The sequence below is a fragment of the Streptomyces sp. CA-111067 genome (assembly GCF_050956065.1).
GTDB lineage: Bacteria > Actinomycetota > Actinomycetes > Streptomycetales > Streptomycetaceae > Actinacidiphila.
This window is the reverse complement of the sequence record NZ_CP192103.1, coordinates 7,563,412-7,578,131: the sequence shown is the minus strand read 5'-3', so window position 1 is coordinate 7,578,131 and position 14,720 is coordinate 7,563,412. Positions and strand designations below refer to the sequence as shown.

Here is a 14,720-nt window from a genome sequence, read left to right as displayed (position 1 = left end):
TCCGAAAGGGGCCGCAGAAGGCACCTCCGTGCCCAGGACAAGGCGATGACGATGCGGCTGCGCGCACTGCTTGACACCGAAGCCCTCGGCCTGCGGCTGCTCGGCGGTGACGCGGAGCTCGACCGCACCGTCCGCGGGGTGATGACCACGGACCTGCGCGATCCCAGCCGTTATCTCACAGGCGGTGAGCTGGTGCTCACCGGACTCGCCTGGCGGCGCGGGCCGGCCGACTCCGAGCCGTTCGTCCGACTGCTGGCCGGGGCCGGGGTGGCCGCGCTCGCGGCCGGCGAGGCCGGTCTCGTCGGCATCCCGGAGGACCTGGTGGCCGCCTGCGCCCGGCACCGGCTGCCGCTGTTCGCGGTGGACGAGCGGGTCGCCTTCGCCACCATCACCGAGCACGTGGTCCGGCAGGTCTCGGGCGAGCGGGCCGGCGACCTGGCCGCGGTGGTGGACCGGCACCGCAGGCTGATGTCGTCGGGGCCCACCGGCGGCGGCCCGGACGCGGTGCTCGACCTGCTCGGCAGCGACCTGGACCTGCAGGCGTGGGTGCTGTCCTGCACCGGCCGGGAGATCGGCGGCGCCGGGCACCCGCTGCCGGGCTCGGTGCGGGCCGAGCTGGCCGGCGCCCAGCAGGCCGCCGTCCGCTCCGGCCGGCCCGCGCCGCACCGGGTGGCGGCGCAGGGCGGCCGGACGTACTCGCTGTTCCCGGTGCGCGGCGGCACCGGCACCGCTGACGTACGGGCCGGAGTGCTGTCCGACTGGTTCCTGGCCGTCGAGGCCGACGCGGGCGAGTGGCCGGCCGAGCGCCTGGACCTGCTGTACGGCGTCACCCAGTTGATCGCGGTGGAACGCGACCGGCGGGACGCGGCCCGTACCGTGCGGCGGCGGCTGGCGGCGGAGGTGTTCGACCTGGTGCGCGGCGGCGCGGCGCCGGCCGAGATCGGCGCCCGGCTGCGGGCCGCGGCCCCGATGCTGCTGCCGGGGGCCGGCGGCACCCCGTACTGGCAGATCGTGGTGGCCCGGGTGGACTGGACCGGCGGCGAGGTGCCGTCGGGGCCCGCCGCCCAGGCGGTGCTGGAGGAGACCCTGACCGACCCGGCGGCGCCCGGCACCGAGTCGGCCGACCGGATCGCGGTGGCGCACGCCGACGACGAGGCGATGGCGCTGGTGCCGCTGAGCGGTGCCGACGGCAGCGGCGGCCCCGAGCCGCTGCACGCCGGCGCGCTGCTGGCGATGCTGCGCGGCCCGCTCTCCCGCGGCCTGGCCGACGACGGCCGGCTCACCATCGGGGTCAGCGCGGCGGTGCACTCCCCCGAGGGGCTGCGCGGCGCGCTCGAAGAGGCCAGGCACGCCCGGCGGGTGGCCGCGGCGCGCCCGGGGCGGGTGTGCGCGGCCGGGCACGAGGAGCTGGCCTCGCATGTGCTGCTGCTGCCGTTCGTACCCGACGACGTGCGGCGCGCCTTCACCGCCCGGCTGCTCGACCCGCTGCGCGACTACGACCGGCGGCACCGGGCCGAGCTGATCCCGACGCTTGAGGCGTTCCTCGAATGCGACGGGTCGTGGACCCGCTGCGCGACCCGGCTGCATCTGCATGTGAACACGCTGCGGTACCGGATCGGCCGGATCGAGCAGCTCACCGGGCGGGATCTGGCCCGCCTCGAGGACAAGCTCGACTTCTTCCTCGCACTGCGGCTGAGCTGAGGAATCGGCCCACGGGCGGGAGGCCGGCCGGGGCGTTCGTGATCCCGTTCACAAGATGTGATCTCCGACCCCTTGGCGGGGGACCCTCCGCCGTGCTGGACTTCGGCCACAGGCAGGCGACTGCTGACGTAACACACCACAAACAAACAACACACAGGCACTGCTCACGCTGGCTCGACGACGCGCTTGGGGGAGAAGCTGTGGCGGATACCGCCCTGTCGGAATCTGTGGTCGGGGTACCGGACGTATGGCGGCTGCGGGCACGCGGCTGCTGGGCGGAGGCGGCGGCACTGCTCGCGCCGTTCTGCGACGACGACGCCGGTGCCGCGATGAGCAGGGCGGAACTGCTGGTGGAACGCTGTTTCTACCATCTGGACGGCTGGGCCGAGGCCGAGGACGCGCTGCGTACGGCGGAGGCGCTGGCCGCCACGGACGAGGAGCGCGGCGCCGCCGCCTCCGAGCGCGGCTACCTGGCCTACGGCGCCACCCTCTACTCCGCCCGGGACCGGGCCGACGAGGCCAGCTCCGCCTTCGGCCGCAGCGCGGCGCTGCTGGCGCCAGGTTCCGCGGGACGCCCGCTGCTGGACTTCCGGCGCGGCCTGGTCGCCGAGAACATCGCGGAGAATCCCACCGCCGCCCGTGCCGCCTACCGCCGCGCGCACGCGGGCGCGGTCGCGCACGGCAACGCGTTCCTCTCCTCGTTCACCTGGCGGCACCTGGCGGGCCTGGCCGCCGCCGACGGCGATCTCGCCGAGGCCAGGCACGGCTACGCCGAATCGCTGCGGCTGCGGGTCTCGCTGGGCTACCTGGTGGGCACCGCCCCGGCCCTGCTGTCGCTGGCCGCCCTGGAACCGGACCTGGAGGCGGCACGGCTGCGGGCCGAGGCGGCCCGGCTGTACGAGCTGCTGGGCGGCATTCCGATCTGGCTGTCCCCGTCGTTCCCCGAGCAGAAGGCGGCCTCGTAACCCCGCTGAGGCCGAAGCGGCGGCCCCCGGAGGGGCACAACCCGCGGAGGGCAGGCGAGGGCGCGCCCCCGAAGGGGCGCGGGGAACTGCGCGACCAGCCACGACGAAGCGCGCAGCCGGGGGACGGCCGGGACCACCGCGGCGCGCAGCCGGGGGACGGCCGGGACCACCGCGGCGCGCAGCCGGGGGACGGCCGGGACCACCGCGGCGCGCAGCCGGGGGACGGCCGGGACCACCGCGGCGCGCAACCGGGGGACGGCCGGGACCACCGCGGCGCGCAGCCGTCCCGGCTAACCCCAGGGGGAGCCGGACAGGTGGGCCCGGGCCAGCGCCTCGACCGTGGGCAGGTCGACGGCGATCAGGGCGTCGAGCAGCAGCGCGTGCTCGGTCGCGTCCGCCAGCAGGGCGGCCGGCCGGGGGTACCGGTGCGGCTGCGGGGCGGACGGCGGCCACTGGGCGCGGCGCTGCAGGTCGTCGGCGAACGCGACGAGCTGCCGGTTGCCGGCTGGTTCGAGCAGCGCGCGGTGGAAGGCGCGGTCGGCCTCGGCGTAGGCGGCCCGGTCGCCCATCGCCGCTGCACCTGCGGTGGCCTGGGCCAGCGGACGCAGCGACTCCCACACGCCCGGGGGCAGCGTACGGGCCAGCCGCAGGAGCACCGGGACCTCCAGCAGGGCCCGCAGCTCGGCCAGCTCCGCCAGGTCGCGGGGGCCGCGTTCGGCGATCCGGAAGCCGCGGTTGGGCAGCACCTCGACCGCGCCCTCCCGGGCGAGCAGCTGCATGGCCTCGCGTACCGGGGTGGCCGACACCCCGTAGCGGGCGGCGAGCACGGGCGCGGAGTGGACGCTGCCGGGCCGCAGCTCGCCGCCGGCGATGGCCCCGCGCAGCTCGGCGAGTACCTGGTCGCGTACCGAGTAGCGCTCGGGCATCCGGCGCGGGGCGGGCAGCTCCGGCAGGCCCTCGGCGGGGCGGGAGTGGTCCGGGCGGGGGTCGGCGCCGGAGTGGTCGGCGCCGGAGTGGTCGGGGCGCGGGTGATCGGCCGCCGCTGCGTCCACAGCCCCGCTCCCTTCCGTCAGTACCGTGAGATCCGGCCAGGCCCGTCACCCGGATGGCTTACTGCCGTCAGGTTAAACCCCGATCCGGTACTGATATGGCAAGGCTTGCCTCACCAAAAGTGGCTCGAACGGTCTTGCGAACTGGCCGGAACCCGTCATCGGCTCCCCGGCCCGCCCCTCCCGCACCACCAGCACCCGGGACCTCCGCAGCACGTACCCGCGGACCTGCGAACCGGCCGGGATCGGCCGCCGGGCCTCGGCGACCTGGCGATCACGCTACGATCTCGCTCAACTCAGTTGTTCTGGTACGAGAGTTCGACCCCCACAAGCCATTGGCGTGCTCTTGAGCCATAACGTCTGCATTCATCCGCGCTCTTGGCGAAGATGTCGGTCGTAAGCCGTCCCGCGGCCCGAGCGCGACGGAAGCGACACTAGGAATCGCACATGAGACTTAACGACATATCGCTGGATTGGGCGCTCTCGGGAGTCATCGGCCTGGTCGTCCTCGCAGCCTGCGCTGTCGTGTTCCGCAACCGCCGCGCCGGCAGCGGCGACAGCGGCGCCCAGGGCGATTCGTGGGAGCGCAGCGAGGAGCGCCGCCGCCGCAAGGAGGCGGTGTACGGCAGCGCGTCGTACGTCCTGCTCTTCTGCTGCGCGGCCGTCGCCGCCGCGCTCTCCTTCCACGGTCTGGTCGGCTTCGGCCGGGAGAACCTCAACCTGACCGGCGGCTGGGAGTACCTGGTCCCGTTCGGCCTGGACGGCGCCGCCATGTTCTGCTCGGTGCTCGCGGTCCGCGAGGCCAGCCACGGCGACGCGGCCCTGGGCTCCCGGATGCTGGTGTGGCTGTTCGCCGGCGCCGCGGCCTGGTTCAACTGGGTGCACGCGCCGCGCGGGGTCGACCACGCGGGCGCGCCGCAGTTCTTCGCCGGCATGTCGCTCTCGGCCGCGGTGCTCTTCGACCGCGCGCTGAAGCAGACCCGCCGGGCCGCGCTGCGCGAACAGGGCCTGGTGCCGCGGCCGTTGCCGCAGATCCGGATGGTCCGCTGGCTGCGGGCGCCGCGCGAGACGTACGGCGCCTGGTCGTTGATGCTGCTGGAGGGCGTCCGCTCGCTCGACGAGGCGGTCGAGGAGGTCAGGGAGGACAAGCGGCAGCGCGAGCACAACAGCCTGCGGCGCCGCGACCACGACCGGATAGAGCGCGCCAAGGTCAAGGCCATAAACCGCCAGCACAGGACGTGGCCCAGGGGCGGCGGCCGGGGCGGCCGCCAGGTGGAGCTGCCCGCGGCGAACGCGGCAGGCGGCGGTCAGGCCGCGTCGGAGCCTGCGATAGGGGGCTCCCACGAGGTGTCGGCGGCCGAACTCCCGGTGCGGGCCCGCCCGGCGCTCCAGCCGGTGCGCGAGGAGGCGCTGCGCGAGGAGGCCCGGCGGGAGGAGACCGCGGCCGCCGAGAGCGCGGCGAAGTCGTCGTTCACCATCGACCTCACCGCCGAGGACGACACGATGACGCTGCCCCGGCTCGACTCGCTGGAGCGCAAACTGGAGGAGATGGAGCGGCAGTTCGGCTGATCCGAGGGTTCGGCACGCCGCCTTGGGCGCGTGGTGGCGGTTCGCCGTCGCCGCGCGCTCACGCCGCCGCGCTCACGCGGTGTGGACCAGCAGTTCGAACCACACCACCTTGCCGCCGCCCCGCGCGTGCACGCCCCAGGCGTCGGCGAGCGCCTGCACGAGCAGCAGGCCGCGGCCCGAAGTGGCGTACTCCCCCGCCTCGTCGGGCGGCTCGACCCGCTCGTCCTCGACCTGCTCGTGCTCGACCCGCTCGTCCTCGTCCGGCTCCGCGGGCCTGCCGTGCCGCCTGACGTACCGCCCGAGCGCGTACCGCCCCGCGGAGTCGCGTACCTCGACCCGCAGCCGGTGCGCGGGGCCCGGTGAGAGGGTGGCGGTCACCACCGCCCCGCCGCCGGTGTGCTGGAGCGCGTTGGTGACGAGTTCGGTGGCGAGCAGTTCCGCGGTGTCGGTGAGCGCCGGGACGCCCCACCGCCGCAGGTGCTCGCGCAGCCGCCGTCGCGTTTCGGCCACGGCGCGGAGGTCGGCGCGCCGTATGGAGTGCCGCAGCCGGTGCCCCGTGATGTCCGTCGGTTTCCCCGTTCCGATCCGGTCCAACGTGCGCTGTCTTCCCCTTGGGTAAGGGATGCCCCGTCCCGCGAGCGTCCAGTCATCGGCCGGGAGCGCCCGGCGGCGACGACCTTGGCGGCCAACTGCCTTGCCAGTCAAGTCCGTTGATAGATCGGATGTATTGCCGGTCGAGGTCTTGACAGTTCCCCGTCACGCCCGCCACTCTGTGGCCCACTCATCCCATGTTTCCGGGATGTTGCGCCTGTGTCGTAGTCCCGTTGCCTCGGGAGGGGCCGTGTTCTCAGAGCACCGCACATTCGGAATTTCCCGAATGATCCGACCATCAGCTCTTGCCGCGACCGCTCTCCTGGCCGCGAGCTTTCTCGTACCAGCCGCCGCGCCACCGGCCGCGGCCGCCACCGCGACCACCGCCTGGCAGAACGGCAGTTTCCACGTCGACACCCCCAACGTGGTGCGCCGCTCCAACATCGTGCTCGGCAAGGCGAACACCGCCGCCGCGCAGTCGCTGCCGCTCGGCAACGGCTCGCTGGGCGTGGCCGCCTGGGCGGCCGGCGGTTTCACCGCACAGCTCAACCGCTCCGACACGCTGCCAGGCCGCAAGTCGCCCGGGCAGGTGCAGATCCCGGGTCTGTCCGCGCTGACCGGGGCCTCCGACTTCAAGGGCTCGCTTGACGTGTACAGCGGCGTGCTCAACGAGTCCGGCGGCGGCATGACGCTCAAGGCGTGGGTGTCGGCGACCAAGGACGAGCTGATCGTCGATGTCACCGGCGCCAACCCCGGCGCCCAGCAGAGCGCCACCGTCAGCCTGTGGTCGGGCCGCAACCCGCAGGCGGCGGCCTCGGGCTCGATCGGCACGCTCGCCGAGACCTGGGTGGACAACCAGGAGGCCGGCAACTCCGGCCGCACCTTCGGCTCGCTGGCCGCGATCACCGCGGGCGGCCGCAACGTGTCGGCGTCGGTGGTCAACTCCACCCAGGTGAAGACCACCTTCACGCCGAACGCCGACGGCACGTACCGGGTCGTCGTGGGCGCCCCCACCTGGACCGGCGGCAACGCCGGCAGCACCGCGTCCAGCCTGCTCGGCTCGGACGCCACCGCCGCCGAGTCCTCGCTGATGTCCTCGCAGACCGGCTGGTGGTCCAACTTCTGGGCCAACAGCGGGATCCTGGAGGCCAACTCCTCCGACGGCCAGGCCCAGTACATGGAGTCGCTGCGCACCCTGTACCTGTTCATGGAGGCCGCCTCGATGCGCGGCACCATCCCGGGCAGCCAGGCCGGCGTCGCCGACATGTTCAACTTCGGCCAGGACAAGCAGGCATGGACCCCGTCGGCGACCTGGCTGTGGAACCTGCGCACCCAGATCTCGGCGAACATGAGCAGCGGCAACTTCGCGCTGAACACCCCGATCTTCAACCTGTACCAGAACGCGCTGCCCGGCATCGAGACCTGGACCAAGCAGCAGATGGGCGGTCTGCCGGGGGCCTGCGTCCCCGAGGTGATGCGCTTCAACGGCAACGGCGGCGACCCGTCCCCCGGTGCCAACGCGGCGTGCAGCGAGCCGGGTAGCCCCAACTGGAACGCCCTGGACATCAGTTCGGGCCCGGAGATCAGCCTCTACGCCTGGGAGCAGTACCAGGACACCGGCGACCTGAACTTCCTGCGCTCGTTCTACCCGGTGATGCGCGACTCCGCGGTCTTCCTGCTCGCCTACCAGAAGGTCGGCTCCGACGGGAAGCTGCACGCGGTCGCCAACGCGCATGAGACGCAGTGGGCGGTGCAGGACCCGACCACCGACCTGACGGCCGACTCCGCGCTCTTCCCGGTCGTGATCAAGGCGGCCCAACTGCTGGGCACCGACGGCTCGCTGGTGTCGCAGCTGAACACCGCGATCGGCCAGATCCCGAGCTGGGCGCGTACCGACTACGGCCACACCCAGCTGCTGCCCGCCTCGGCGGACGCGCAGAACAACGACGTCATCGCCTGGTCGTACCAGCCGACCGCGCAGACCCGCAACGGCGAGAACATCGACCTGGAGCCGGTCTGGCCGTGGAACCTGATCACCGACGACCCGGGCCCGCTGAAGGACCTGGCGGTGCGTACGTACAACCACCGGGTGTTCACCGGCGGCAACGACTGGAGCATGGACGCCATCCAGGCCGCCAGGCTCGGCATGGCCAGCGAGGTCGCGTCGAAGCTGGTGTCGATCACGCAGAGCCACCAGGTGTACATCAACGGGCTGGCCGACCTCGGCAACACCGTCGGCACCGAGGCGTACATCGAGCAGGTCTCGGGCGTGGCCACCGCGCTGAACGAGGCGCTGGTGCAGGACTACGACGGCACGCTGCGGATCGCCCCGGCCTGGCCGGCCGGCTGGGACGTCAGCGGCACGGTCTCGGTACAGGGCAACACCAAGGTCGACGTCCAGGTACAGGGCGGCACCCCGGTCACGGTCGCCATCCAGGCCGGGTCGTCGCAGACCATGAAGGTGCGCAACCCCTGGCCCGGCCAGTCGGTGCAGGTGGTGAACGGCTCCAGCAACGCCGTCGTGGTGTCGGGCACCACCGCGGGAACGTTCAACGTGCCGGTCAGCTCCGGCCAGTCGTACCTGGTCGAGAAGGTCGCCGCGCCGACCACCGGGCTGCCGTTCGCGCAGGTCTCCGGCTCGCCGGCCACCAGCGCGCGGCACCTGGGCAACGTGCAGATCGGCCTGGACGGCGGCGGCAGCACCACCCCGCCGCCGAGCGGCTCGGTGATCTCGCTCAAGGCGCACGCCAACGGCGACTACGTCACCGCGGACAACGCCGGCGCCTCGCCGCTGATCGCCAACCGGACCGCGATCGGCCAGTGGGAGCAGTTCGACGAGATCGACCAGGGCGGCGGCTACATCGCGCTGCGGGCGCACGCCAACAACAAGTACGTCACCGCCGACAACGCGGGCGCGGCGCCACTGCTGGCCAAGGTGGACTCGGTGGGCACCTGGGAGCAGTTCCAGCTGATCCACAACGGTGACGGCAGCGTCAGCCTCAAGGCCCGGGTCAACGGCGACTACGTGACGGCGGAGAACGCCGGCGCCGCCGCGCTGATCGCCAACCGTACGTCGATCGGGCCGTGGGAGGAGTTCGACCTGATCGGGGGCTGACCCGGATATCACCCTCCCTTGACCCCCCGTTCTGATCCGGCGGTTTCCGGTCGGCGCGAAAGTATGATTGCGCCGGCCGGGAGAAGTCCGGGATTATCGGCTGTATAGCAACGGCTGATTGTCTGGGCGACCGCTGGACCAGGACGGGGGGTCGAGCCGGTGGAGGGTGCCGGGAGGGGAGTGCTTGAAGGCGCGTTCGCGCTGCTCGAAGCGCTGGAGCGGGTCGGCGAGGCCGGCCTGACCGCGCTCGCCGCGGAAAGCGGCCTTCCCAAATCCAGTGCGCACCGATTACTTGAGCAATTGACGGCGCTCGGCGCCGTCGAACGCTCCGGCGGTGTTTATCGAATGGGCGCTCGGGTTTTCCGGCTCGGCCGTACCTGGCAGCCCTACCCGGGCCTGCTGGCCGCCGCCACCGGGCCGGTGCGGCGGCTTGCCGAGTCCACCGGCGCGACGGTGGGGATCAGCGTGCTGCGCGAGGGCCAGGCCATGGCGGTGGCCGGAGTGCCGGGCGAGGTCGGGGAGCTGGTGCCGCTGCGGCCCGGCCTGATGTGGCCGTGGACGACGGCCGCGGGCAAGGTGCTGGTGGCCACCGCGCCGCCCGACCTGCCGATCGGCCCGATGCCCGGGTCCTGGCGGTGGGCGGCGAGCGAGATCCGGGCGCGCGGGGCGGCCTTCGACCACGAGGAGCTGACGGCGGGGGTGTGCTGCGCGGCCGTGCCGCTGATCGGGCCGCGCGGCGAGGTGATCGCCTCGCTCTGCGCGATGGTGCCGCCGCGGCGCGACCTCAGCCGGCTCGCGGACGCGCTGACCAGGACCGCCCGGCAGATCTCCGCGGCACTCCCCCGCGCCTCCCGGCCCGCAGCGGCCACGGGCCCCGCAGCTAGCCCCGCGTCCTCAACCGCCGGGCCGCCCATAGCCGTTCCGGGCTCCCCCGCCGTCGAGGGCCGCTCCCCCGCCGCCGCCACCGGCTCGCCCGCCGCCGTCACGTCCGAACATCCGAGCGTCCCGGGCCGCTGAGCGGAACACCTGCTGACACCGCCCTCGGGCGTGTCGCAGTCTGCGAGCGACAGCCGTACGCCCACGGCACTCGCGCCGTGCGATCCCGGGGGGACCCGCTCATGACGCTCGTCGTCACCTTCATCGGCAGGACACCGCTGACCACACCGGGCACCGGGTCCTGGTACCAGGTGTGGACCTACTCCGTACAGGCCGGCTCCCCGGCCGAGCTGCTGCCGGGCCAGCGGGTCGCGCTGGCACTGCCGGCCGACGCCGACGTCCGGGACCCCGCGCTCTACCCGGGGGTGCCCGCGCTGGCCGGCTGCTTCCTCGAACAGGACGACGGGCTCAGCCGGTTGTACGTCGGACGGCAGGTCGCCGGGGTCGGCGCGCAGACCGTCTCGTTCGTGGCGCCGCGGGCCCAGGACGACCGCGAGGTGATGCTGGTGACGCAGCCGCAGCCGGGCCGCCCGTGGACGGTACGGCCGTACGCGACCAGCAGCGGCGGCAGCGCCGACAACGTGCACCCGATGCCCGCGCCGGCCGCGTCGCCGTCCGCCCAGCAGGGCCGCCCGGTCACCGACTTCGCGGGCGCCTTCCCGTATGCCAGCGAGCTGTTCGGCGTCTACCAGCCGCTGCCGGGCTGGCTCGGCTACGGGGCCGCCAGCAGGCTGGGCGCGGCGCTCGGCGCGGATCTGGACCGGTCGCTGTTCAGCGGCGAGGGGGCAGGCCAACTGACCGTCGGCGAGGGCGCGTTGGCCCCGCTGGCACTGCCGGCGCCGCCGACCGAGGGCATCCTGTCGCCGGTCGGCCTGGTCAACCTGTTCCGCGAGTACTTCTTCGAGTTCGACACCTTCCTCGGCACGCCGGTCGGCCATCTGTGGCTGAGCCCGGGCGGCACCGTCGAGGTGGTGGAGACCGCCACCCGGCGCACCCTGGTGGAGCAGACCGCCGAGCAGTCCGAGCAGTCCACCCGCAAGACCGAGGAGTCGCTGACCGACCAGACCGACGTCGCCGACGCGGTCAAGGAGTCCAACGCCAACGAGACGTCGCTCGGCGTGCAGGCCAACGCCGGGGCCAGCTACGTGGGGATCGTGCACGCCGACGTCAGCACCAGCTACAGCACCAAGAACACCACGAACACGTCCTCGGAGGAGACCCACAAGCACTCCAGGACGCAGAGCTCCAAGGCCACCAGCGAGATCACCCGGAACTTCAAGACCACCTTCAAGACGGTCACCGAGACCACCGACACCTCGAGCCGGCGCTACGTGGTGCAGAACACCACCGACAAGCTGGTCAACTACGAGCTGCGCCGCAAGATGCGCAAGGTCGGCATCCAACTCCAGCACATCGGCACCCAGATGAGCTGGCAGGTCTTCGTCGGCGACCCGGGCCGGTCGCTGGGGCTCGGCGAACTGGCGCACGTGGTGCCCGCGCCGGACCTGACGTCGATCAAGAAGCCGGTGAAACCCGACCCGTTGACGCTCGCCAGGACCACGTACTCGGACAACTACCCGATCCAGCAGAGCCCGGACAGCTCCAACGCCCCGCACAACGACAAGGACTGGGTGCTCGAACCCGGCTGGGACCGGCTGTGGCACGGCGAGGAGGACGAGTACATCGTCGCCCACTTCGAGTACACCGCGATCCCGCCGGGTCCCGGCTACCGGCTGAGCACCGCGCCGGAGAACCGGATCACCAAGGTGTCCGCGACCACCAGCAGCGGCCAGGTCGCCAAGTTCCTCGCCACGTACGAGGTGGTCGACGCGGCCTCCGGCCGGTTCCGGATCAACTGCACCAACGTGCACTTCGGCGGCGGACCTTACATCGCGTTCACCCTCTCGCTGGTCTGGGACCCGCCGGCCGCCGACCCCGCGGACGCCGCCTACCAGGAGGAGCTGGCCGAGTACGGCAAGGCGGTCGCCAAGGTGCAGCGAGACGCGTACGCCGGCGCGGTGCGCGACCGGCTCGGCCTGGTCAGCGGCGTAAAGCAGCGGTCGTCGGAGGACCTGCGCAAGGAGGAGCGGCACAGCGTCTTCATCCACCTGATCGACGGCCTCGACCTCTTCCACGGCACCCGGTCGCACCTGTCGGCCGAGCTGATCCGGCAGATGTTCGACGTGGACTCGATGCTGTACTTCGTCGCGCCCGACTACTGGCGACCCGACACCACCCCGCCGCCGCACGGCACCACCGCGGACTCGCGCGGCCGCTACCCGGTCCCGGCGCACGACTGGGACTCCGCGTCCACCGACCCGCTGGACGGCGACACCGTCCTCAGCCGCTACGCGCACACCGCCGGCTCCAACCCGCCGCACGCCACCGCCTCGACCGGTGCCGCGGACCTGGAGTACCGGGTCAACTACCTGATCACCGAGGACACCCCGCCCGCCCCGGTGGGAAGTTCGCTGGGCTGGCTGATCCAGTCCGACGGCGACGAGCGGCGCAACGAGTTCCTCAACGCGGCCTGGGTGAAGGCGGTGCTGCCCATCCGGCCCGGCCACGAACTGGAGGCGCTGGGCTGGCTGTCGGGGGCCGGCGTGGAGGGCGAGGGCGCGCTCGCCAAGCCGTACACCTGGCAGCCCGGTGACCCGCCCGAGTACCGCGACAACACCATCGGCGGCGTCCTGGAACTGCTGGCCGCCGAACTCCAGGCGAAGAACACCGACATCGCCAACACCCTCGCCTCGGAGCAGGTGTTCGAGACCGGCTTCGACCCGCTGGAGGGCGGCTTCCGGCCCGCCGAGCCCTACCAGGTCTTCGACCAGTGGGTGGAGGTGCTGCCCACCGACCAGGTGGTGGCCGTCGAGGTGGCCTACGACCCCAGGACGGGACGGCAGTTGTGAGCCGCGCCCGGCTCAGGGTGAGCTGGGGCCCCGACCGACACCCGCACTTCCTGCTCACCGAGAAGGACGCGGTGTCGCTCGACGTCTTCCAGGACCCCGGCGCCAAACCGGACTGGTGGAACCCCGGCACCGGCCTGGCCTCGCTCAACACCGGGCCGCCGGGGCCGACAAACGAGACCTTCGACGTACCGACCGGGGTGCCGCTGCGGCTCCAGTTCGCCCTGCGGCCGGGACCACAGGGCAAGCCCACCGCCGTCGGCCTCGAAGTGGTGCAGCTGCTGCGGGTCAGCGACAAGGGCACGGTGACCTTCGACGAGTTCGCCGTCCGGCGCGGGAGGTTCGTGATGAAGCCGCAGGGCGGCGCGACCCTGCCGGGGCGCCGGCCGGTGGCGGAGATCCCGGACGTGATGGAGGTGCAGGGCGGGCAGCACCCGCTGCTGGAGACCGGGCCGGGCGCGTCCCAGCTGCGGATCAGTACCGACTTCGTCGACATCACCGCCCTGTGGTGGGACCTGCACCACCGGGAGACCTCCTTCGCCGACGCGGAGCAGGGCCGGTGGGAGTTCGACCCGAAGTACCTGGACCCGGCGTGCGACGGCGACCCGGAGGGGCTGCGGGTGCTGGCCAGCACCTGGGGAGTGCCGCTGCTCTGGTTCGCGGCCGTGCCGAGGTCCGCGCGGGGGCCGCTGCGGGCCGGCACCAGGGTCGGCGGCTCGGTCTTCTTCCGGCCGCTGCACAGCGCGTACGCCTACGACTCGGCCACCTTCACCGGGATCATCGACCCCAGGCACCGCACCGAGGGCATGGCCTCACTGGCCCGCTACCTGCTGACCGGCCGCAGCCGCGGCCAGGAGCGGTCGATCAGCCACTACAAGGGCAACCACTTCGCGTCGCTGCTCGACCGCGAGTGGCTGCCGCCGCCCGCCAAGGGCCAGGAACTGCTGCCGCCGAGCGCACGGATGGTCAACCTCCCGATCGGCATGGAGCGGCAGCTCGACCTGGTGGCACGCCGCACCAAGGACGCCGACCCGCCCGCGGTACGGGTGCTGCTGCTGCCGTGGCCCGGGGCGCTGGGCACCTCGGCGGCCTACACGCACGCGTTGAAGCCGGGGCTCGCCGCCCATGCCAAGCGGGCGCTGGCACTGCTCTGGTGCACGGGCGCGATCGGCGGTCCTGGCCAGCCGTTGACCACCCGTGCCATCGCCCCGCCGTCCGCGGCCGGCTCGTCGGCACCGCTCACGCTCGACCCGCTGCTGTGGGTGGGCGGCTACAGCCGCGGTGGCGAGGCGGCGAACCTCGCGCTCGCCGCCAACGCGGAGAGCGTCTCCCGGCTGATCTCCATGGACGATCCCACGGTCGCGAACCACCGCAAGGAGCTGGTGGAGGCGGCGGCCAAGGCCCGCAAGGCGGGCCGCAGGCTCCAGGTCCTCCTGGTGAAGTCGCCGCACACCGGCGGGCTGCCCCGTGCCCTGCTCGATGCCCTGACGGCGGCCAAGGCCGATCTGGTGACGCTCCCCGACCCGGCCGGCTTCGCCCGCTTCTGGGCCAGACCGCCGTTCACCGGGCCGAGTTGGCAGCGCTACCTGCTCTCCGACTGGGACGCGAGGGCGGATGCGGTGGCGGCCGACGTGAAGAGCGAGAGGGAGAAGGCGGCGAAGGACCGGGGCCACGACGACCAGTACGGCGTCTTCCAGCACGTCGTGGCGGTGGTGGGCGGCGACGTGTTCAAGGACGAGCCGCAGGGCGCGGGGAGCAGGGGGTTCGTGGAGCAGTGCTTCGGGCCGTGGCCGTGACGGCGGGGGGCGCGGGCCGCGCGGGTGGGGAGCCGGGGCGCGGGGGCCGGGCCGCGGGGCTCCGGGATCTCGGCCCGGGACCTCGGAGCCGG

9 protein-coding genes are annotated in these 14,720 nt (G+C 73.1%); 7 read left to right on the top strand and 2 right to left on the bottom strand.

From position 1 onward, the window contains the following. Positions 1-51: 51 nt before the first annotated feature. Positions 52-1,701 carry a PucR family transcriptional regulator gene (locus ACQPW6_RS33465; protein WP_433894740.1) on the top strand — a complete coding sequence of 550 codons (1,650 nt, stop codon included), beginning with the start codon at positions 52-54 and terminating at the stop codon, positions 1,699-1,701. Positions 1,702-1,901: 200 nt separating this feature from the next. Then, complete coding sequence (locus tag ACQPW6_RS33460) at positions 1,902-2,666, top strand: hypothetical protein (RefSeq protein WP_433893460.1); 765 nt, start codon at positions 1,902-1,904, stop codon at positions 2,664-2,666. A 290-nt stretch (positions 2,667-2,956) separates the two neighbouring features. On the opposite strand, the gene ACQPW6_RS33455 is transcribed toward ACQPW6_RS33460, so the two are convergent. Further along, positions 2,957-3,718: a GntR family transcriptional regulator gene (locus ACQPW6_RS33455; protein ID WP_433893459.1), complete on the bottom strand. Its 762-nt coding sequence runs from the start codon at positions 3,716-3,718 to the stop codon at positions 2,957-2,959. Between the two features lie 444 nt (positions 3,719-4,162). On the opposite strand from ACQPW6_RS33455, the gene ACQPW6_RS33450 reads away from it, so the two are divergent. Continuing rightward, positions 4,163-5,284 (top strand): DUF2637 domain-containing protein, encoded by a 1,122-nt coding sequence (locus ACQPW6_RS33450; protein ID WP_433893458.1) that lies wholly within the window; start codon positions 4,163-4,165, stop codon positions 5,282-5,284. A 72-nt stretch (positions 5,285-5,356) separates the two neighbouring features. On the opposite strand, the gene ACQPW6_RS33445 is transcribed toward ACQPW6_RS33450, so the two are convergent. After that, positions 5,357-5,878, bottom strand: coding sequence for an ATP-binding protein (locus tag ACQPW6_RS33445; protein ID WP_433893457.1), 522 nt, complete (start codon positions 5,876-5,878; stop codon positions 5,357-5,359). 283 nt (positions 5,879-6,161) lie between these two features. Between ACQPW6_RS33445 and ACQPW6_RS33440 the strand changes: the two genes are divergently transcribed. The 4 genes from ACQPW6_RS33440 (at position 6,162) to ACQPW6_RS33425 (ending at position 14,628) form a co-directional block, all read left to right on the top strand. Beyond that, a complete protein-coding gene (locus ACQPW6_RS33440) occupies positions 6,162-8,990 on the top strand; it encodes a fascin domain-containing protein (RefSeq protein WP_433893456.1) in 2,829 nt (942 codons plus the stop codon). Between the two features lie 180 nt (positions 8,991-9,170). Continuing rightward, positions 9,171-10,007: an IclR family transcriptional regulator domain-containing protein gene (locus ACQPW6_RS33435; protein WP_433893455.1), complete on the top strand. Its 837-nt coding sequence runs from the start codon at positions 9,171-9,173 to the stop codon at positions 10,005-10,007. Between the two features lie 101 nt (positions 10,008-10,108). After that, positions 10,109-12,835: a hypothetical protein gene (locus ACQPW6_RS33430; protein ID WP_433893454.1), complete on the top strand. Its 2,727-nt coding sequence runs from the start codon at positions 10,109-10,111 to the stop codon at positions 12,833-12,835. Continuing rightward, entirely contained in the window at positions 12,832-14,628 is a 1,797-nt protein-coding gene (locus ACQPW6_RS33425; RefSeq protein WP_433893453.1) for a hypothetical protein, read from the top strand. Before ACQPW6_RS33430 ends, ACQPW6_RS33425 begins: the two co-directional genes overlap by 4 nt. Positions 14,629-14,720: the final 92 nt, after the last annotated feature.

Coding starts and splice junctions, on each gene's coding strand:
- ACQPW6_RS33465 (WP_433894740.1), top strand. CDS start 52: ATGCGGCTGCGCGCACTGCTTGACACCGAAGCCCTCGGCCTGCGGCTG.
- ACQPW6_RS33450 (WP_433893458.1), top strand. CDS start 4,163: ATGAGACTTAACGACATATCGCTGGATTGGGCGCTCTCGGGAGTCATC.
- ACQPW6_RS33440 (WP_433893456.1), top strand. CDS start 6,162: ATGATCCGACCATCAGCTCTTGCCGCGACCGCTCTCCTGGCCGCGAGC.
- ACQPW6_RS33430 (WP_433893454.1), top strand. CDS start 10,109: ATGACGCTCGTCGTCACCTTCATCGGCAGGACACCGCTGACCACACCG.